This is a genomic window from Rhodococcus gordoniae, from assembly GCF_001646655.1.
GTDB classification, from domain to species: domain Bacteria; phylum Actinomycetota; class Actinomycetes; order Mycobacteriales; family Mycobacteriaceae; genus Rhodococcus; species Rhodococcus gordoniae.
This window is the reverse complement of sequence record NZ_LPZN01000016.1, coordinates 1-19,271: the sequence shown is the minus strand read 5'-3', so window position 1 is coordinate 19,271 and position 19,271 is coordinate 1. Positions and strand designations below refer to the sequence as shown.

Below are 19,271 nucleotides of genomic sequence, written 5' to 3'. Positions count from 1 at the left end.
ACCGCCACGCCTTCCTCCGTTGGGAATCAGGACATGACGCAGACGTTGCCCGTGGGGCTCTCGGTGACGGCACGGGTTCCGGCCTCGAGCGCGAACCTCGGTCCCGGCTTCGACTGCCTGGGCCTCGCCCTCGGCCTGTACGACGAGATCACCGTCACGACAACGGCTTCCGGCCTCGACGTGCGGGTGGAGGGGGAAGGCGCGCAAGAGGTTCCGTGGGGACCTTCCCACCTCGTCGTCCGCGCCGTCGAGCGCGGACTCGAGGCCGCCGGTGTGTGGGCCGACGGATTGGACGTCGTGTGCCACAACGTCATCCCGCACTCCCGCGGGCTCGGGTCCTCGGCCTCCGCGGCGGTGGGAGGGCTGGCGGCGGCCAACGGGCTGGTCCGCAAGATCGCGCCGGAGCGTGTCCTCGACGACGAGCAGCTCGTGCAACTGGCGTCCGAGTTCGAGGGACATCCCGACAACGCCTCCGCCAGCGTGCTCGGCGGAGCCGTGGTGTCGTGGACCGAGGTCGAGGTCGACTCCCAGCAGCGGACCTACCGCGCGGTGAACCTGCGCGTGCACCCCGACATCAAGGCGTACGCCTTCGTCCCGTCGGTCCGTTCCTCCACGGCCCACACCCGGGGACTGCTGCCCGAGCTCGTGCCGCATCGGGACGCGGCGTTCAACGTCAGCCGCGCGGCTCTTGCGGTCGTCGCGCTCACCGAGCGACCCGAACTGCTGATGCCGGCGACGCAGGATCTGCTCCACCAGGCCCAACGGGCCCCTGCCCTTCCGCTCACCACCAAATGGGTGGCCGCACTGCGCGAAGCGGGTATCTCCGCCGTCGTCTCCGGTGCAGGGCCGACGGTGCTGGCGCTGACGACCTCCGCGCTGCCCGACGAGCTGCGAGCCGCGGCCGAGGCCGACGATCTGACGGTGCTGGACCTCGAGATCGCCGAGGGCGTCCAGGTCGACTGAGACCGGCGCGCGGTGCCGGATGCGGGAGTGGACGGTGGTGCAACACACACGTCCCGTCCGGCACGGCGATTCTTGCCCTACGTACAGATCGTCGCTATTCTGTGGGGTGTCCGCACGTCGTGCGTATCAGTCGCCGGATTCTCCAGGGCAATCACTCCAGCTCCATCGGGGCGTCGAACCTGGATCGATCCTCACCTGCTCCCGGATCCGGGAGGGGGACAGACCGCACCTACCGGATTTCGGTGTGGTGGCGGACGTGCCGACCGTTCGTTTTCCCTGAACTCGTACGGCAAATCCCAGCTCAGTGGACGAACTGATCTGCGGGACGAACCCTCTGCTGCGCATGAAGCGAGCGAGGGAAGGAAGGATCTCCGTGACAGATACGGACCTGATCGCTACACCTGCGCTCGACATTCCCGAGGCCGGTAGCCGGACGACCACGCGCGGTCGCCGCGGAGCAGGCCTTTCGGGCATGGTGCTTGCCGAGTTGCGGACACTTGCCGCCGAGCTCGGAATCAAGGGCACCTCCGGGATGCGCAAGGGCGATCTCATCGCTGCCATCAAGGAGCGGCAGGGAGGCGGCGGCGCCGCACCTGCCACCGAGCAGCCTGCAGCCGCGTCGGACACCGGCGCCGACAAGACCGCGTCCGCCGAGAAGGCCGAAGCGGCAGCGAAGACCGAGACGGCAGACAAGCCCGAGGGAGCGCCCTCGCGTGGCACCCGCGGTCGCCGTGGCCGTGCCGCCTCCGACGAGACCGCCGCGCCCGAGCAGAAGGCCGACGCGAACCCGGCCGACGCGAAGTCGGCCGAGCAGAAGGCCGACGCGAAGTCGGCCGTGGACGGCTCGCAGGAGAAGCAGCAGGGTGGCCAGACCCCCAGCGGCGACAACGAATCCGACGGAAACCGTCGCGGCCGTGGCCGTCGCGGACGTCGTGGTGGCGACAACGCCGACCAGAACCAGCAGACCGAAGGTGCCGAGTCGTCCGAGGACGGCCGCCAGGACCGCGACTCGCAGCGCGAGAAGGGCCAGGACCGCAACTCCGGCGACGGCTCCTCGCGGCGCGATCGCAACCAGGGTGACCGCAACCAGGGTGACCGTAACCAGGGTGATCGCGGTCAGGACGGCGGCGATCGTGACGGCGGAAACCAGGGCCCGCGTCAGAGCCAGGACAGCCGTGGGGGAGACGACGAGGAAGGCGGCCGCGGCCGCCGGGGCCGTCGCTTCCGTGAGCGTCGCCGTGGACGTGACCGCAACGAAGGCGGTTCGGACTCGCGCGAGCCCGAGATCCGCGAGGACGACGTCCTGCAGCCGGTCGCCGGCATCCTCGACGTCCTCGACAACTACGCGTTCGTGCGCACGTCCGGCTACCTCGCCGGCCCGAACGACGTCTACGTGTCGATGAACATGGTGCGTAAGAACGGCCTGCGCCGCGGCGACGCCATCACCGGTGCCGTGCGGGTTCCCCGCGAGGGCGAGCAGAGCAACCAGCGCCAGAAGTTCAACCCGCTGGTCCGCCTCGACACGGTCAACGGCCGCGACGTCGACTCGGCCAAGCGCCGCCCCGAGTTCAACAAGCTCACGCCGCTGTACCCGAACCAGCGTCTGCGGCTCGAGACCCAGCCGAACATCCTCACCACGCGCGTGATCGACCTGGTCATGCCGATCGGTAAGGGGCAGCGCGCGCTCATCGTGTCGCCGCCGAAGGCCGGCAAGACCACGGTCCTCCAGGACATCGCGAACGCGATCGCCGTCAACAACCCCGAGTGCTACCTCATGGTCGTGCTCGTCGACGAGCGTCCCGAAGAGGTCACCGACATGCAGCGTTCGGTGAAGGGCGAGGTCATCGCCTCGACCTTCGACCGGCCGCCGTCAGACCACACCTCGGTCGCCGAGCTCGCCATCGAGCGTGCCAAGCGTCTCGTGGAGATGGGCCAGGACGTCGTGGTGCTCCTCGACTCCATCACCCGTCTCGGCCGCGCGTACAACAACTCGTCGCCGGCATCCGGACGCATCCTCTCCGGTGGTGTCGACTCGACCGCGCTGTACCCGCCGAAGCGTTTCCTCGGTGCTGCCCGCAACATCGAGAACGGCGGGTCGCTCACGATCATCGCCACCGCGATGGTCGAGACCGGCTCCACCGGCGACACCGTCATCTTCGAGGAGTTCAAGGGCACCGGCAACGCCGAGCTCAAGCTCGACCGGAAGATCGCCGAGCGTCGCGTGTTCCCGGCGGTCGACGTCAACCCGTCCGGTACGCGCAAGGACGAGCTGCTCATGAGCCCGGACGAGTTCGCCGTGGTGCACAAGCTGCGCCGCGTGCTCTCGGGTCTCGATTCGCACCAGGCGATCGATCTGCTCATCGACCGGCTCAAGAAGTCCAAGACGAACATCGAGTTCCTCATGAATGTGGCGAAGACCGCACCGGGGGCACTCGACGACTGACGTCGGCGCCCCGGGAATTTCTTCCCGGGGCCCTACGTTTGGCATAATCGACAGGCTCAGTCCGGCTCCGGTTCACGTCTTCGATCCGCGAAGGCGACCCGGCGGCCACGAAAGGGACACCATGAAGGCAGGAATCCACCCCAACTACGTGACGACGACCGTCGTCTGCGGTTGCGGCAACACGTTCGAGACCCGCAGCACGTCGGAGGCCGGACGGATCACCGTCGAAGTCTGCTCCAACTGCCACCCGTTCTACACCGGCAAGCAGAAGATCCTCGACACCGGCGGTCGTGTCGCGCGCTTCGAGGCTCGCTACGGCAAGCGTGCATCGAAGAAGGCCGATTCCGACAGCTAGCTGTCACGCCGACGCCCGGTACTGCCCCCGTGCAGGCCGGGCGTCGGCATTTTCGTTGCACGGACCGAATCAGAGCGGAGCACATCATGGCGGGGCAGACCAAGCCGTCGGCCATCGACGACATCCTGGCCGAATACGCGGGTCTGGAGCAGCAGTTGTCCGACCCGTCGCTGCACGACGATCCCGCGGCGGCCCGCCGGGTGGGCAAGCGGTTCGCCGAACTCGCCCCGGTGATGTCGACCTACAACGCTCTGAAGCAGGCCCGCGACGATCTCGAAGCGGCGCGCGAACTCGCCACCGACGACTCGTCGTTCGCGTCGGAGGTCGACGACCTCGAATCGCAGGTCGCCGAGCTCGACCGGTCCCTCACCGACCTGCTCGCTCCTCGTGATCCGCACGACAGCGACGACGTGGTCCTCGAGGTCAAGTCCGGTGAGGGCGGTGAGGAGTCCGCTCTGTTCGCCTCCGACCTCGCCAGGATGTACACCCGCTATGCCGAACGCGCCGGGTGGCGCGTCGAAGTTCTCGGCGCCACCTACTCCGATCTCGGCGGTTACAAGGACATCACCCTGTCGGTCAAGTCGAAGACCGATGTGCGCGACGGCGTGTGGTCCCGCCTCAAGTTCGAGGGTGGCGTGCACCGCGTCCAGCGGGTGCCCGTCACCGAATCGCAGGGCCGCGTGCACACCTCCGCGGCCGGCGTCTTCGTCTACCCCGAGCCCGACGAGGTCGAGCAGGTGCAGATCGACGAGAGCGACCTGCGCATCGACGTCTACCGGTCGTCCGGCAAGGGCGGTCAGGGCGTCAACACCACCGACTCGGCCGTGCGCATCACACACCTTCCCACCGGCATCGTGGTGACCTGCCAGAACGAACGCTCCCAGCTGCAGAACAAGGCCCGCGCGATGCAGGTGCTCGCGGCGCGCCTGCAGGCGGCGGCCGAAGAGGCAGCCGACGCGGAAGCATCGGCAGGTCGGGCCAGCCAGGTGCGCACCGTCGACCGGTCGGAGCGCATCCGCACCTACAACTTCCCGGAGAACCGGATCACCGATCACCGCATCGGTTTCAAGGCCCACAACCTCGACGCGGTGCTCGACGGCGAACTCGATGCGTTGCTCGACGCCCTGGGCGCTGCAGACCGAGAAGCCCGGCTCGCGGCCGAGTAACCGCAGGAGCCGGGCCTCGACGGGGGAGCAGGGCTACTCGTTGCCTGCAGGGTCGGTTACTGCGGGTACCTCCGGATCGGCCGGCGGGACGTCGGTGAGATCGACGCCCGGCAGCAGGAAGCAACCCTGACCGTCGGAGTTCTCATGGGCACCCCAGACTGCGCTGACGACGAGGCCCTCACCGGTCTCGAGGACCACCGCGGGCTCCTCACCTTCCAGCGGTCCCGGCAGCGCACCCGTCCCCAGCTGGAGCGTCCTCAGGTTCACCCAGCCGATCCGGCCTCCGCCGCTGCCCTCCTGCTCGATCTCGTACTCGATCGAGCCGGGTTCCGCATCCTCCTCGGCGACGGCGGTCTCCGTATCGACCGGACCGATCCCCGCCGGGCATCCGACGGGGATCGGCTGGAAATCGATAGGGTCCGCGCTCGCGAGGGCGGGGGCCGCGAAAGCGGCCGCGCCCGCTGCGGCGAGAACGGTGATTCCACGCACAGTCCGTGACTTCATGGGCAATCCCTTTCTGTCGATGAAACCGACCGCAAGGTATCGGTCCCTGTTCGGGTGCCCGCCCCACCGTGCCGTCAATCACGTCGCCGGAAACACATCGGATGTCCGGTCCGCGGCGTATGCGTGCAATGTGAGGGCTACCTCCGCGTAGCGCAGGACCGGAGTCGTGGCACGCTGTAAGGCGTGAGCCGTCAACCTCTGCGCCTGGCCGTCATCGAAGCGGCATCGGTCCTCGAGGAAGCAGGAGTCCCGAGTCCCCGGGTCGACGCCGAACTTCTCGCCGCGCACCTGCTCGGCATCGAGCGCGGCCGACTCGGCCTGGTCCCGCTCGTCGACGCGGCGACCATCGACGCCTATCGATCCATGGTCGAACAGCGAGCGAAACGGATACCGCTGCAGTACATCACCGGCACCTCGCCGATGGGGGAGATCGACCTCGCGGTGGGACCGGGTGTCTTCGTGCCCCGACCCGAGACCGAACTGCTTCTCGGATGGGCCCTGGCCTTCCTCGAACGTCACGGAAGCCGCAATCCGATCGTGCTCGATCTGTGCACCGGATCCGGCGCACTCGCACTGGCGATCGCGCACGCCCGGCCCGACGCCGAGGTCCACGCCGTCGAACTCGAAGCGAAGGCCCTCGGGTGGGCCCGACGCAACGCCGAGACCCGCGCGCAGGAAGGCGACACCCCGATCCGGCTGTATCAGGGCGATGTCACCGACCGCACCCTGCTCAGCAACCTCGAAGGCACCGTCGACCTGGTGGTCGCCAATCCGCCCTACATCCCGGAAGGCGCCGAACTGGAACCCGAGGTGATCGAGCACGACCCGCACTCGGCGCTCTTCGGAGGGGTCGACGGTCTGTCCGTCATCCGCCCGATGGTGTCGAACATCGCGCGATGGCTGCGGATCGGGGGAGCGGCCGCGGTCGAGCACGACGACACACACAGTCTGCTCGTCGCCGAACTGTTCGAACAGCGTCGCGTCTTCGGCGATGTCGTCCGGCACCCCGACCTCGCCGGTAAGGCCCGGTTCGTCACCGCCCACCGGGTTCCCACCGCGGTGGAGGCCGACCGCATGAAGTCGGTACGGTCTGCTGCGGACGGCTGACGGGCAGGACCCGTCCGGTGCCGACTCCGGCCGAAGTGGAAGGATGAGCGCGTGAGCACCGTGTACGACTGCAACAACGAAGCTTCGCGCGCCGCCGGACTCAACGCGGCGCGTGGTGCACTCAAGGCCGGACGACTCGTCGTCGTACCTACCGACACGGTGTACGGCATCGCGGCAGATGCGTTCGACTCCGACGCCGTGACCTCGCTCCTGCGCGCGAAGGGCCGCGGACGCGACATGCCGGTGCCGGTCCTCGTCGGCTCCTGGACGACCATCGACGGCCTCGTCGCCTCGGTACGTCCCGAGGCGCGGGAATTGATCCGTGCCTTCTGGCCGGGTGGGCTCAGCCTCGTGGTGCATCAGGCACCCTCCCTGGCCTGGGACCTCGGGGACACGCGCGGCACGGTCATGCTCCGCATGCCGCTGCACCCCGTGATCCTGGAACTGCTGCGCGAGGTCGGCCCGCTCGCGGTGTCCAGCGCGAACGTCTCCGGCCGGCCGCCGGCGACGAACGTCACCGAGGCGCGCGAGCAACTCGGAGCGTCGGCGAGTGTCTATCTCGACGGTGGTCCCGCCGAACACGGCATCGCCTCGACGATCGTCGATCTCACGGGTGACCGTCCGCGCATCCTGCGCGAAGGCGCCGTGACGGCCGAAGCGCTCGCGGAGGTGCTCGGCGACGATCCCGAGCGTCTTCGTTCCGGCGGGGAGTAGCGGCGGAGGAACGGAGCACGTGACTGCAGCCGACACCACCGCCGTACTGCTCGCTCAGGCCGGGCGCGGCGCCGGCGTTCCCATCCGGGAGCTTCTCCTCGTCCTGCTCACCTCCGCGGTGGTGACCTTCCTCGCGACCGGCGTGGTGCGGATCCTCGCACTGAAGTTCGGGGCGGTCGCGGTGCCCCGTGATCGCGACGTGCACGTGACACCGACACCCCGGATGGGTGGGGTCGGCATGTACATCGGTCTCGTTGCGGGGATCATCTTCGCTCAGCAGTTGCCAGCTCTGACAAGGGGTTTCGAATACACCCCGGACATGGGAGCGGCGCTCGTCGCAGCTTCGATCATCGTCGTCGTCGGGATCGTCGACGACCGGTGGGGTCTCGACGCGCTCACCAAGTTCGTCGGGCAGGTCACCGCGGCCGGCGTGCTCGTGGTCATGGGCGTGAGCTGGATCGTCATCTACGACCCCTTCAGCGCGTCGACGCTCGTGCTCGACCAACTTCAGGGCGGGCTCATCACCGTCGTCGTCGCCGCCGTGATGATCAACGCGATGAACTTCGTCGACGGGCTCGACGGACTCGCGGCCGGGCTGGGTCTCATCGCCGCGCTGGCGATCTGTGCGTTCTCCGTCGGCCTGCTGCTCGATCAGGGTGGCGACGTCTCCGCCTACCCGCCGGCCCTCATGGCTGCGGCCCTCGCGGGTGCGTGCCTCGGCTTCCTGCCGCACAACTTCCAGCCCGCCAAGATCTTCATGGGCGACTCCGGATCGATGCTCATCGGCCTGATGCTCGCCGCGATCTCCACGAGCGCCTCGGGGCTCATCCCGTTGAGCGCATACGGCTCGCGCGACCTGCTGGGTCTGCTCTCACCGCTCATTCTGATGGGTGCGGTGATGTTCATCCCGATCCTCGACCTGCTCCTCGCGATCGTGCGCCGCACGCGGGCCGGTGTCAGCCCGTTCAGCCCGGACAAGATGCACCTCCATCACCGCCTCCTGCAGATCGGGCACTCCCACCGTCGCGTGGTGCTCCTGCTCTACCTGTGGGTCGGCATCCTCGCGTTCGGGGCCGTCGGTTCCTCGCTGCTCGATCGGAGGGCCGTGGTGCTGATTCTCGCGGGCGGTCTCGTGTTCGCTCTCGTCGTGACCGCGGTGCCGTCGCTGCGGCGGCACGACGAGTCGGGGGAGACACCACCGGAGCACTCCCGAGAGGTCGGTTAGGCTCGGATATCGTGACGAACCCGGATCATCCCGAACCCGACCACGGTCTGCCCTCGCTGCCCGACCCGATCGCACCCATGCGCGCGGCGGTGCGCTACGGCGTCCTCGGTCTTCTCGCGCTCGCCGTGGTGGCATCGGTGGTCTCGGTGCTCGTCGCCGGGATGCCGGGACTGTGGGGCGCGCTGATCGGCGCGGCCGTCGGCGGAGGATTCATCCTTTTCACCGCGCTCGGTGTGCTCCTGACGTCGAAGATGCCGGCGATGACCGCCGGTGCCGTTCTTCTCGGCACCTGGTTGCTGAAGTTGATCCTCGCCATCGTCGTGATGGGTTCGCTCGACTCGCTCGACTTCTACAACCGCAACGCGCTGGTGCTCACGATCGTTTTCGCGCTGGTCATCGTTCTGGGAGCGGAGACCTACGGGGTGCTCTCGCAGCGCGCCCTGTACGTCGATCCCCGCCCGTCGCCCGAGGTGAACAACGACGATCGGTAGTAGCGCCGGATGTCCATAACCCCCCACGTAGGAACCCACCTACGCGCTGTCGTAGAGCAGTTGGTAGGGTGAGTTCTGCGAGAGTGACACTGGCCGCATCCGGTTTGGAAACGGTGCGCAGTTGTGACTTCGTAGGCGGCCGTGTTCAAATGGCCGCCGAGTCGACGAGAGTCGCCGACACCGGCAGGAAGCAGGACCGTTCACGCGGTTCGGAACACTGGCGAATACGCGAGCCGACCTGGTCGACTTCTGGATCGTCAATGTCCGATCGAACCGCAGACGGCATGCCTGCGGCCGACTACGGGAGAGAGCGCTGAGCGTCACCACCTTGGCAGCCGGAGAATTCCACGCGCCGTCACTAGCTGATTTTTTCCCACCGGCAGTCCTGTTCGAAGGCACCCCCTTCGAGATGGACCGGTTGATGCTCATCCGCGTCGCCGTCGCCCTGATCGTCGCTCTGTTCTTCTTCTTCGCGCTGCGGAGTCCGAAGATCGTGCCGCGGGGTGTGCAGAACGTCGCCGAGATCATGCTCGACTTCGTCCGGATCCATATCGCCGAGGACATCCTCGGTAAGGAACAGGGACGCCGGTTCCTTCCGGTGATCGTCACCATCTTCTTCCTGGTGGTCGGTCTGAACCTCACATCGGTCATCCCGTTCCTCAACATCTCGTCCAACGCACGAATCGGTATGCCGATCGTGCTCGCGGCACTCGCCTACATCGTCTTCAACTATGTGGGCATCAAGAAGTACGGATTCTTCCGCTACGTCAAGAGCAGCATCGTCATTCCGAACCTGCCGCCCGCTCTCCACGTGCTGGTGATCCCGATCGAGTTCGTCTCGACGTTCATTCTGCGGCCGTTCACGCTGACCATTCGTCTCATGGCCAACATGCTGGCCGGTCACATCATGCTCGTGCTGTTCTTCAGTGCCACCCAGTTCTTCTTCTTCGATTCCGACGGCTTCATGAAGGTGTTCGGCATCGGTTCTCTCATCGGCGGAATCGCGTTCACCTTCTTCGAGCTCCTGGTGATCGTCCTGCAGGCCTACATCTTCGCGCTGCTCACCGCGGTGTACATCGATCTGGCGCTGCACGCCGAAGAGCACTAGCTCGACGAACGGCACGACCCACATCTACACACAGACTGACTCGGTTGCCGACTCCCGGGGCCGAGCCACAAGAAAGGGAATGGAACACCAATGAGCGTTGCGCTTCAGGCAGCAGACGTCCTCGCCCAGGACACCACGATCTCGGGTGCAGGCGCCATCGGCTACGGCCTCGCCGCCATCGGCCCCGGCATCGGCATCGGCATCGTCGTCGGCAAGGCGATCGAGGGCATGGCTCGTCAGCCCGAGATGGCCGGCCAGCTGCGCACCACGATGTTCCTCGGTATCGCGTTCACCGAGGCCCTGGCGCTGATCGGCATCGTCGCCGGCTTCATCTTCTGATCCGACGATCACCATGGCTGACAGCATCCTGATTCTCGCGGCCGAGGAAGGGGAGACTCCCAACCCCCTCCTTCCCGCGACATACGACATCGTCTGGTCGCTGGTCGCCCTGATTCTCGTCGGATTCGTCTTCTGGAAGTTCGTGCTTCCGATGTTCCAGAAGGTGCTCGACGAGCGTTCGGAGCTGATCGAAGGCGGCATCAAGAAGGCAGAGGAAGCTCAGGCGGAGGCTGCGGCCGCGCTCGAGCAGTACCGTAGCCAGCTCGCCGAGGCCCGCACCGAGGCGGCGCAGATCCGTGAAGAGGCCCGTGCACAGGGCCAGCAGATCATCGCCGACATGAAGGCGCAGGCCCAGGAGGAGAGCGACCGTATCGTCTCCGCCGGTCACAACCAGCTGCAGGCCCAGCGCCAGCAGATCGTGGCCGAGCTGCGTAGCGATCTCGGACGCAGCTCCGTGGATCTCGCCGAGAAGATCCTCGGCGAAGCGCTCGCGGACGACGTGAAGCGTGCCGGCTCGATCGATCGATTCCTCGACGAACTCGACTCCCTCAGCGCTGACTCTGCATCCGGAAAGTGAGCACCATGTACGCAGCAAGCCGTGAGGCACTCGCTCATACGCGTTCCGCGTTGCAGTCCGCCCTGGGCTCGGGTGCCGCGACTGCCGCTGCGGCTCAGGCCGGTTCCGAACTCTTCTCGGTGGTCGAGGCGCTCGACAGCCAGCGGGCTCTTCGGACCGCGCTGGCCGACGCCTCGGCCCCGGCTGCCGTTCGTGAGCGGCTGGCCGAGCAGGTCTTCGGCGGCAAGGTTTCGGCTCAGACCCTCGCGACCGTCAAGGCAGCAGCGGGGCAGGACTGGTCGGCCCAGTCCGATCTGACGAACTCTCTCGTCCAGCTCGGTCGGGAGGCGCTGCTGAAGGCTGCAGCGGACCAGGACCAGCTCGACACCGTCGAGGACGAACTGTTCCGCCTCGGTCGCATCGTGGCCGGCAACCCCGACCTCGAGCAGACGCTCTCCGATCGCGGCACGCCGGCTTCGGCCAAGCGCGATCTGCTGACGCGCCTGCTCTACGGGAAGGTGACCGCGGTCACCGAAACGCTGGCCGTCCATGCGGTCGGTCGGCTGAGCGAGTCTCCGGCCGGCACGTTCGACGAGTTGTCGGCACTCGCAGCAGCCCAGCGGGACCGTGCCGTTGCGCATGTCCGTAGCGCGGCACCGCTCGATGCGCGGCAGGAGGAGCGGCTCTCCGCGACCCTGACCCGCATCTACGGGAAGCCTGTGACGGTGCACGTCGAGGTCGATCCCGAGCTTCTCAGTGGATTGGTCGTCCGGGTGGGCGACGAGGTCATCGACGGTAGTGCCGCGGGTCGACTCGCTGCAGTGCGCAAGAGCCTCACGTAGTCCACTACCGAACACACACATAGATCTTTTCGAAGACCAGATACCGAGAGCAGGAAGAACATGGCGGAGCTGACGATCTCCTCCGACGAGATCCGTAGCGCGATTGACAATTACACCGCGAGCTACTCCCCGGAGGCCTCCCGCGAGGAGGTCGGCGTGGTCGTCGACACCAGTGACGGCATCGCGCACATCAGCGGTCTGCCGTCGGCGATGGCCAACGAGCTGCTGGAGTTCCCCGGCGGCGTCCTCGGCGTGGCCCTCAACCTCGAGGCCACCGAGATCGGTGCCGTTATCCTGGGCGACTTCCAGACCATCGAGGAGGGCCAGGAAGTCAAGCGGACCGGCGACGTTCTGTCGGTGCCGGTGAGCGACAACTTCCTGGGCCGCGTCGTGAACCCGCTCGGTCAGCCGATCGACGGTCTCGGCGACATCGAAGCCGGTGAGACCCGCGCCCTCGAGCTGCAGGCCGCGACCGTGCTGGAGCGCCAGCCGGTCGAGGAGCCGCTGCAGACCGGCATCAAGGCCATCGACGCGATGACCCCGATCGGCCGTGGCCAGCGTCAGCTCGTGATCGGCGACCGCAAGACCGGCAAGACCGCGGTCTGCATCGACGCGATCCTGAACCAGAAGGCGAACTGGGAGACCGGCGACCCGAAGCAGCAGGTCCGCTGCATCTACGTCGCGATCGGCCAGAAGGGCTCGACCATCGCGGGTGTCAAGCAGGCACTCGAGGAGAACGGCGCGATGGAGTACACCACCATCGTCGCGGCTCCCGCCTCCGACTCCGCCGGCTTCAAGTGGCTCGCCCCCTACACCGGTTCGGCCCTCGGCCAGCACTGGATGTACCAGGGCAAGCACGTCCTCATCGTGTTCGACGACCTCACCAAGCAGGCCGAGGCGTACCGCGCCATCTCCCTGCTGCTGCGTCGTCCGCCGGGCCGCGAGGCATACCCCGGCGACGTCTTCTACCTGCACTCGCGTCTGCTGGAGCGCTCCGCCAAGCTCTCCGACGAGCTCGGTGGCGGTTCGCTGACGGCCCTGCCGATCATCGAGACCAAGGCGAACGACGTGTCGGCGTACATCCCGACCAACGTCATCTCCATCACCGACGGCCAGGTCTTCCTCGAGTCCGACCTGTTCAACAAGGGTGTCCGCCCCGCCATCAACGTGGGTATCTCGGTTTCCCGAGTCGGTGGCGCCGCCCAGACCAAGGGCATGAAGAAGGTGTCCGGCTCGCTGCGTCTGGAGCTCGCCCAGTTCCGTGAGCTCGAAGGCTTCGCCGCTTTCGCCTCCGACCTCGACGCCGCGTCGAAGGCTCAGCTCGAGCGCGGTCAGCGTCTCGTCGAGCTGCTCAAGCAGGACCAGTACGCTCCCATCGCGGTCGAGGACCAGATCGTGTCGATCTACCTCGCCGGCGAAGGTGTCTTCGACTCGGTTCCGGTCGGAGACGTGCGTCGCTTCGAGGCCGAGCTCCTCGAGGATCTGCACCGCAACGCCTCAGGCGTCTACGAGCAGATCGCCGGTGGCAAGGCCCTGTCCGACGAGTCGATCGAGGCTCTCCACGCCGCGACCGCCAAGTTCAAGGAGGGTTTCATCGCCTCCGACGGCAGCCGTGTCGTGAACGAGGCGGAGGCCGAGGCTCTCGGTGCCGACGAGGTCGAGCAGGAGCAGGTCTCCGTCAAGCGCACCACCGTTCGCAAGTGAGCGGGGAGTCCATGACCCAGCGTCCAGTGAAGGGAGTGTGATCGACGAATGGCGAACTTGCGCGAACTGCGCTCGCGGATCAAGTCGGTCAACTCGACCAAGAAGATCACCAAGGCGCAGGAACTGATCGCGACGTCGCGTATCACGAAGGCCCAGGCCCGAGTGGCAGCGTCCAAGCCGTACGCCGAGGAGATCACCAAGGTGCTCTCCGAGCTGGCGAGTGCGTCGGCCTCGTTGGATCACCCCCTGCTCAACGAGCGTGAGAACCCCAAGCGTGCCGCAGTGCTGGTCGTGACCAGCGACCGCGGTATGGCCGGCGGTTACAACTCCAACGTCCTCAAGGAAGCCGAGGAGCTGCGTCAGCTGCTCCTCAGCGAGGGCAAGGAGCCTGTGCTGTACGTGATGGGCGGCAAGGGCCTCGGTTACTACACGTTCCGTGAGCGTGAAGTGGTCGCTGCCTGGACGGGCTTCTCGCAGGATCCTCGTTACACGGACGCCGCGAAGGCGAGCCGCCACCTGGTCGAGCTGTTCATGGCGGGTTCGGGCACCGAGGTGCCCGCCCCGAACGGCGAAGGCACCGTCGAGGGCGTCGACGAACTGCACATCGTCTACACCCGCTTCGTGTCGATGCTGACGCAGACCCCCCAGGTCCGCAGAATGGCTCCGCTCGAGGTGAGCATCACCGAGGACGAGATCGACCTCGGCGAGGACATGCTCACCGACGGGCACCGTGGCACGGGCACCGAGGGGCCTCAGGCGGTGTACAACTTCGAGCCCGAGGCCGGAGTCCTGCTCGAAGCTCTCCTGCCGAAGTACATCAGCACGCGTATCTACGCGTCGCTGCTGGACGCGGCGGCCTCCGAGTCGGCGGCCCGTCGTACCGCCATGAAGGCCGCGACGGACAATGCCACGGAACTGGTGAACACCCTCAGCCGTCAGGCGAACCAGGCCCGCCAGGCCCAGATCACCCAGGAAATCAGCGAGATCGTCGGCGGTGCCGGTGCGCTCGCCTCGAGTGCAGGAAGTGACTGAACCACAATGACCGCAGCAGTAACCGACAACAACGCCGGTGCGGCGTCGGCCCTTGCCGGGCGCGTCGTCCGCGTCATCGGCGCCGTCGTCGACGTGGAGTTCCCGCGTGGCGCCGTGCCCGAGCTGTTCAACGCCCTGCACGCAGAGGTCACTCTGCCGTCCGTGGCGAAGACCCTGACCCTCGAGGTCGCGCAGCACCTGGGTGACAACCTGGTCCGCACGATCTCCATGCAGCCGACCGACGGACTGGTCCGCGGTGCCCCGGTGTCCGACACGGGCAAGCCGATCTCGGTTCCCGTCGGCGACGTCGTCAAGGGCCACGTGTTCAACGCGCTGGGCGACTGCCTCGACGCGCCGGGCACCGGCCGCGACGGCGAGCAGTGGGGCATCCACCGCAAGCCCCCGGCCTTCGACCAGCTCGAGGGCAAGACCGAGATCCTCGAGACCGGCATCAAGGTCATCGACCTGCTGACCCCGTACGTCAAGGGCGGCAAGATCGGCCTGTTCGGTGGCGCCGGTGTCGGCAAGACCGTTCTGATCCAGGAGATGATCACCCGTATCGCGCGTGAGTTCTCCGGCACGTCGGTGTTCGCCGGCGTCGGTGAGCGCACCCGTGAGGGCACCGACCTCCACCTCGAGATGGAAGAGATGGGCGTCCTCCAGGACACCGCCCTTGTCTTCGGTCAGATGGACGAGCCGCCGGGAACGCGTATGCGCGTCGCTCTGTCGGCCCTGACGATGGCGGAGTACTTCCGCGACGTCCAGGGACAGGACGTGCTCCTGTTCATCGACAACATCTTCCGCTTCACGCAGGCAGGCTCGGAGGTTTCGACCCTCCTCGGCCGTATGCCGTCGGCCGTGGGATACCAGCCCACGCTCGCGGACGAGATGGGTGAGCTCCAGGAGCGCATCACCTCGACGCGTGGTCGCTCGATCACCTCGCTGCAGGCGATCTACGTGCCCGCCGACGACTACACCGATCCCGCGCCGGCCACGACGTTCGCCCACCTCGATGCGACCACCGAGCTTTCGCGTCCGATCTCGCAGATGGGTATCTACCCCGCTGTGGACCCGCTGACGTCGACCTCGCGAATCCTCGAGCCGGGCATCGTCGGTGCCGACCACTTCCGGGTGGCCAACGAGGTCAAGCGCATCCTGCAGAAGTACAAGGAACTGCAGGACATCATCGCCATCCTCGGTATGGACGAGCTCTCCGAAGAGGACAAGGTCACGGTCGCCCGTGCCCGTCGTCTCCAGAAGTTCCTCGGCCAGAACTTCATCGTCGCCGAGAAGTTCACGGGTCAGCCGGGTTCGGTCGTGCCGCTCGCCGACACCATCGAGGCCTTCGACCGCGTGTGCAAGGGTGAGTTCGACCACCTGCCCGAGCAGGCGTTCAACAGCTGCGGTGGACTCGACGACGTCGAGGCTGCAGCCAAGAAGATCGCCGGAAAGTAGGCCACCGTGGCTGAGATGAGCGTGGACATCGTTGCCGTCGAGGAGCGTGTGTGGTCCGGATCGGCGACTCTCGTCACCGCCCAGACCACCGAGGGCGAGATCGGCATCATGCCCGGTCACGAGCCCGTGCTCGGCCAGCTCGTCGAGGGTGGCGTCGTGTCCGTCAGGACCGCGGACGGTCAGCGGATCGTCATGGCCGTCCACGGCGGATTCCTCTCGGTGACCGCGACGACGGTGACGGTGCTCGCCGAAGCCGCCGACCGCGTGGAGGACATCGACGTCGAGGCAGCCAAGTCGGCTCTGAACGATGAGAATCGCGACGAGTCGGAGATCGCAGCGGCCCGAGGCCGCCTGCGGGCTGTCGAACGAGCCTGATCGTCGAACAACGAGAAGCCGCGACGGAGCCGACGAGCAGTGTCACTCGGATTTCTGATTCTCACTATCCTTGTGGTGCTGCTCGCGGTCTCCGTCGCGGCTTTGTTGTACCGACTGTTCACCCTGCGCGGCGGGGGTACTGCCGCGATCCTGCGAGTGATGCCTCAGAACGAGGGTTCCGGCTGGAGGCACGGAATCGTCCGTTACGGCGACGAGACACTCGCGTTCTACAGGCTTTCGAGCCTTCGGCCCGGACCCGACCTGCGCTTGGCCCGTCAGGGCATCGACGTGCGGTCGCGGCGGTCGCCGAAGAACACCGAATTCGACATCATGACCGAGGACATCGTGATCCTCGATGTGGTCGACCGCGACGACTCGTACGAGATCGCGCTCGACAGCGGCGCTTTGATGGCCTTCATGTCCTGGGTCGAATCCAGGCCCGACGGCCGGTCGCAGCGCCGCCGCCCCCTCTAGAGAGACTTCGTCACGCTCCTGCTCCGGGCTTCCACAGCACGTCTCCGTCCGGGTTCGCGATCCGGCACAGGATGAAGAGAAGATCCGAGAGCCGGTTCAGGTACTTCGCCGGCAAGACGTCGGTGTCGTCCGGAGCAGCATCCACCGCCGCCCACGCCGACCGTTCGGCGCGTCGCGCGACCGTCCTGGCGGTGTGCAGCAGAGCAGCGCCCGGCGTGCCACCCGGAAGAATGAACGAATCGAGCGGTTCCAGCTCTTCGTTGAACTCGTCGCACCAGCCCTCGAGTCGATCGATGTACTGCTGCGTGATGCGCAGCGGCGGGTACTTCGGGTTCTCCACAACGGGAGTCGACAGGTCGGCGCCGGCATCGAAGAGATCGTTCTGGATCTGCCGAAGGACCGAGACGAGCCGTTCCGGCAGCGCGCCCAGTGCGAGCGCCACACCGATCGCCGCGTTGGTCTCGTCGCAATCGGCGTAGGCGATCAGACGAGGGTCGTTCTTCGAGACGCGGGAGAAGTCGCTGAGCCCCGTCGTTCCGTCGTCTCCGGTGCGCGTATAGATCCGTGTGAGGTGGACTGCCATGGGCGTCACGGTACCGGCTCTGCTCTTCCGGCGGACACGCCGTTACGCTGTGTCGTTGTGAGTGAACGCTTTCTTGTCACAGGTGGGAGCCGCCTTTCCGGCGACGTCGTCGTCGGGGGTGCCAAGAACAGTGTCCTCAAGTTGATGGCCGCAGCTCTGCTGGCCGAAGGCACGACCACGATCACCAACTGCCCCGACATCCTCGACGTGCCCTTGATGGCCGACGTCCTGCGCGGACTCGGGTGCGAGGTCGAACTCGACGGCGACGCGGTCCGCATCACGACACCTGCCGAACCGGAGTACCGCGCCGACTTCGCGGCCGTGCGCCAGTTCCGGGCATCGGTCTGCGTGCTGGGTCCGCTGGTTGCCCGATGCCGCAAGGCGATCGTGGCCCTGCCCGGGGGTGACGCCATCGGTTCTCGCCCCCTCGACATGCACCAGGCGGGTCTGCGTCTGCTCGGCGCGCATTCGACGATCGAACACGGATGCGTCGTCGCCGAAGCGGACGATCTGCACGGCGCCACCATCCGCCTGGCGTTCCCCTCGGTGGGAGCGACGGAGAACATCCTGATGGCAGCAGTCCTCGCGAAGGGCGACACAACGATCGACAACGCTGCCCGCGAACCCGAGATCGTCGACCTGTGCACCATGCTCGTCCGGATGGGCGCGCGGATCACCGGGGCGGGTAGTACGACGCTCCGGGTCTCGGGCGTCGCCTCGCTCCGGCCCACCGAACACCGCTGCATCGGCGACCGGATCGTCGCGGCGACGTGGGGGATCGCGGCAGTGATGACGCGAGGCGAGCTCAGCGTTCATGGGGTGAACCCGAAGCACCTGGCGTTGGTGCTGGACAAGTTGCGCAGCGCCGGTGCCGAGGTCACGCCCCTGGCCGACGGGTTCCACGTCGTGCAGAAGGAACGCCCCCGTGCCGTCAACTTCGCGACGTTGCCGTACCCGGGATTTCCGACCGACCTGCAGCCCATGGCCATCGGTCTCGCTGCCGTCGCGGACGGGACATCGATGATCACCGAGAACGTCTTCGAAGCCAGATTCCGATTCGTCGAGGAGATGGTGCGTCTCGGAGCGGACGCCCGCACCGACGGACACCACGCGGTCGTGCGCGGAGTGGAGCAGTTGTCGAGTGCTCCTGTGTGGGCGTCGGACATCCGTGCGGGCGCCGGATTGGTGCTCGCCGGCCTGTGCGCCGACGGGGTCACGGAAGTGCACGACGTGTACCACATCGATCGTGGTTATCCGCGATTCGTCGAGATCCTCCAGGAGCTCGGGGGAACCATCGAGCGGGTGGGTGTCGACGAAGACCGGCTCCTGTCGCGCTAGGCGTACATCCCTGTTCGAACGCCTGTGGCGGGCGTCACGAGAAGGGATGTCGGGCCGGCAGACGGTTCTCGGACCTGCCCACCTGGGGATTCCTCGCGACTCACCCACTCTGACCAGGCGATTTGGCGGGCAGTTGATCCTCGCGTAACTTAATCCAGGTCAGAGCGACACGGACACCGACCCGGGCCGAAAGGAACGGGACAACGAGGTTGGACGAAGGCGCCTGAACGTGTTTACGAGTCCCCGATTCTTCTGGTAAGGTCGGTGGCCGCCCCGGAAGTTGAAAAGACTTCCGGATGGAACTTCTCACCCCGGAGTGAACGAACCGGAAGGTTCGGGATCGATGGTGTGTGCGTGTTCTTTGAGAACTCAACAGTGTGCCGATGAATGTCAGTGCCAATATTATTTGGTACTCCGCTCCATCGTTTCGATGGGGTGGGTATTTGCTGATCGTCTCATTCTTCCGTCTGGGATGGTCAGTGTTGTATAGCTAGTTT

The 19,271-nt window shown here is 66.7% G+C and carries 20 protein-coding genes; 18 read left to right on the top strand and 2 right to left on the bottom strand.

Going from position 1 to position 19,271, the window contains the following annotated elements; all coding sequences use genetic code 11:
* Nucleotides 1-33 precede the first annotated feature (33 nt).
* From thrB to prfA, 4 genes are all read left to right on the top strand, one after another.
* A complete protein-coding gene (gene thrB, locus A8G18_RS08975) occupies nt 34-963 on the top strand; it encodes a homoserine kinase (RefSeq protein WP_016933589.1) in 930 nt (309 codons plus the stop codon).
* A 373-nt stretch (nt 964-1,336) separates the two neighbouring features.
* The gene (gene rho, locus A8G18_RS08970; RefSeq protein WP_084421639.1) at nt 1,337-3,406 is read left to right on the top strand and encodes a transcription termination factor Rho; all 2,070 of its coding nucleotides are present in this window, start codon (nt 1,337-1,339) and stop codon (nt 3,404-3,406) included.
* Between the two features lie 121 nt (nt 3,407-3,527).
* Nucleotides 3,528-3,761 (top strand): 50S ribosomal protein L31, encoded by a 234-nt coding sequence (gene rpmE, locus A8G18_RS08965; protein ID WP_016933591.1) that lies wholly within the window; start codon nt 3,528-3,530, stop codon nt 3,759-3,761.
* Nucleotides 3,762-3,847: 86 nt separating this feature from the next.
* The gene (prfA, locus tag A8G18_RS08960) at nt 3,848-4,927 is read left to right on the top strand and encodes a peptide chain release factor 1 (RefSeq protein WP_064063595.1); all 1,080 of its coding nucleotides are present in this window, start codon (nt 3,848-3,850) and stop codon (nt 4,925-4,927) included.
* A 33-nt stretch (nt 4,928-4,960) separates the two neighbouring features.
* Here the strand turns inward: prfA and A8G18_RS08955 are convergent, their stop codons facing one another.
* Nucleotides 4,961-5,431, bottom strand: coding sequence for a hypothetical protein (locus A8G18_RS08955; protein ID WP_064063594.1), 471 nt, complete (start codon nt 5,429-5,431; stop codon nt 4,961-4,963).
* A 183-nt stretch (nt 5,432-5,614) separates the two neighbouring features.
* On the opposite strand from A8G18_RS08955, the gene prmC reads away from it, so the two are divergent.
* The 13 genes from prmC to A8G18_RS08890 all read left to right on the top strand — a co-directional run bounded on the left by prmC (nt 5,615) and on the right by A8G18_RS08890 (nt 16,853).
* The gene (prmC, locus tag A8G18_RS08950) at nt 5,615-6,538 is read left to right on the top strand and encodes a peptide chain release factor N(5)-glutamine methyltransferase (protein ID WP_064063593.1); all 924 of its coding nucleotides are present in this window, start codon (nt 5,615-5,617) and stop codon (nt 6,536-6,538) included.
* 51 nt (nt 6,539-6,589) lie between these two features.
* Nucleotides 6,590-7,252 (top strand): L-threonylcarbamoyladenylate synthase, encoded by a 663-nt coding sequence (locus tag A8G18_RS08945; RefSeq protein ID WP_064063592.1) that lies wholly within the window; start codon nt 6,590-6,592, stop codon nt 7,250-7,252.
* Between the two features lie 19 nt (nt 7,253-7,271).
* Nucleotides 7,272-8,477: a glycosyltransferase family 4 protein gene (locus A8G18_RS08940; RefSeq protein ID WP_064063591.1), complete on the top strand. Its 1,206-nt coding sequence runs from the start codon at nt 7,272-7,274 to the stop codon at nt 8,475-8,477.
* Nucleotides 8,478-8,488: 11 nt separating this feature from the next.
* Nucleotides 8,489-8,968 (top strand): Cg1360 family ATP-synthase-associated protein, encoded by a 480-nt coding sequence (locus A8G18_RS08935; RefSeq protein WP_064063590.1) that lies wholly within the window; start codon nt 8,489-8,491, stop codon nt 8,966-8,968.
* A gap of 328 nt (nt 8,969-9,296) precedes the next feature.
* Nucleotides 9,297-10,076, top strand: a complete 780-nt coding sequence (atpB, locus tag A8G18_RS08930) for a F0F1 ATP synthase subunit A (protein ID WP_170318521.1) — start codon at nt 9,297-9,299, stop codon at nt 10,074-10,076.
* A 90-nt stretch (nt 10,077-10,166) separates the two neighbouring features.
* On the top strand, nt 10,167-10,415 hold the full coding sequence (locus tag A8G18_RS08925) for an ATP synthase F0 subunit C (protein ID WP_016935169.1): 249 nt from the start codon (nt 10,167-10,169) through the stop codon (nt 10,413-10,415).
* Between the two features lie 13 nt (nt 10,416-10,428).
* Entirely contained in the window at nt 10,429-10,992 is a 564-nt protein-coding gene (locus A8G18_RS08920; protein ID WP_064063589.1) for a F0F1 ATP synthase subunit B, read from the top strand.
* Nucleotides 10,993-10,997: 5 nt separating this feature from the next.
* Nucleotides 10,998-11,813, top strand: coding sequence for a F0F1 ATP synthase subunit delta (locus A8G18_RS08915; RefSeq protein WP_064063640.1), 816 nt, complete (start codon nt 10,998-11,000; stop codon nt 11,811-11,813).
* A 60-nt stretch (nt 11,814-11,873) separates the two neighbouring features.
* Nucleotides 11,874-13,517, top strand: a complete 1,644-nt coding sequence (atpA, locus tag A8G18_RS08910; protein WP_064063588.1) for a F0F1 ATP synthase subunit alpha — start codon at nt 11,874-11,876, stop codon at nt 13,515-13,517.
* A gap of 48 nt (nt 13,518-13,565) precedes the next feature.
* Complete coding sequence (locus tag A8G18_RS08905; protein WP_016934669.1) at nt 13,566-14,549, top strand: F0F1 ATP synthase subunit gamma; 984 nt, start codon at nt 13,566-13,568, stop codon at nt 14,547-14,549.
* 6 nt (nt 14,550-14,555) lie between these two features.
* Nucleotides 14,556-16,004 (top strand): F0F1 ATP synthase subunit beta, encoded by a 1,449-nt coding sequence (atpD, locus tag A8G18_RS08900; protein WP_016692470.1) that lies wholly within the window; start codon nt 14,556-14,558, stop codon nt 16,002-16,004.
* 6 nt (nt 16,005-16,010) lie between these two features.
* Nucleotides 16,011-16,379 carry a F0F1 ATP synthase subunit epsilon gene (locus A8G18_RS08895; protein ID WP_026003510.1) on the top strand — a complete coding sequence of 123 codons (369 nt, stop codon included), beginning with the start codon at nt 16,011-16,013 and terminating at the stop codon, nt 16,377-16,379.
* Between the two features lie 75 nt (nt 16,380-16,454).
* Nucleotides 16,455-16,853, top strand: a complete 399-nt coding sequence (locus A8G18_RS08890; RefSeq protein ID WP_371053968.1) for a DUF2550 domain-containing protein — start codon at nt 16,455-16,457, stop codon at nt 16,851-16,853.
* Between the two features lie 10 nt (nt 16,854-16,863).
* Here the strand turns inward: A8G18_RS08890 and A8G18_RS08885 are convergent, their stop codons facing one another.
* Nucleotides 16,864-17,436: a cob(I)yrinic acid a,c-diamide adenosyltransferase gene (locus tag A8G18_RS08885; protein ID WP_064063586.1), complete on the bottom strand. Its 573-nt coding sequence runs from the start codon at nt 17,434-17,436 to the stop codon at nt 16,864-16,866.
* A 57-nt stretch (nt 17,437-17,493) separates the two neighbouring features.
* Between A8G18_RS08885 and murA the strand changes: the two genes are divergently transcribed.
* Nucleotides 17,494-18,774, top strand: a complete 1,281-nt coding sequence (murA, locus tag A8G18_RS08880) for a UDP-N-acetylglucosamine 1-carboxyvinyltransferase (protein WP_064063585.1) — start codon at nt 17,494-17,496, stop codon at nt 18,772-18,774.
* Nucleotides 18,775-19,271: the final 497 nt, after the last annotated feature.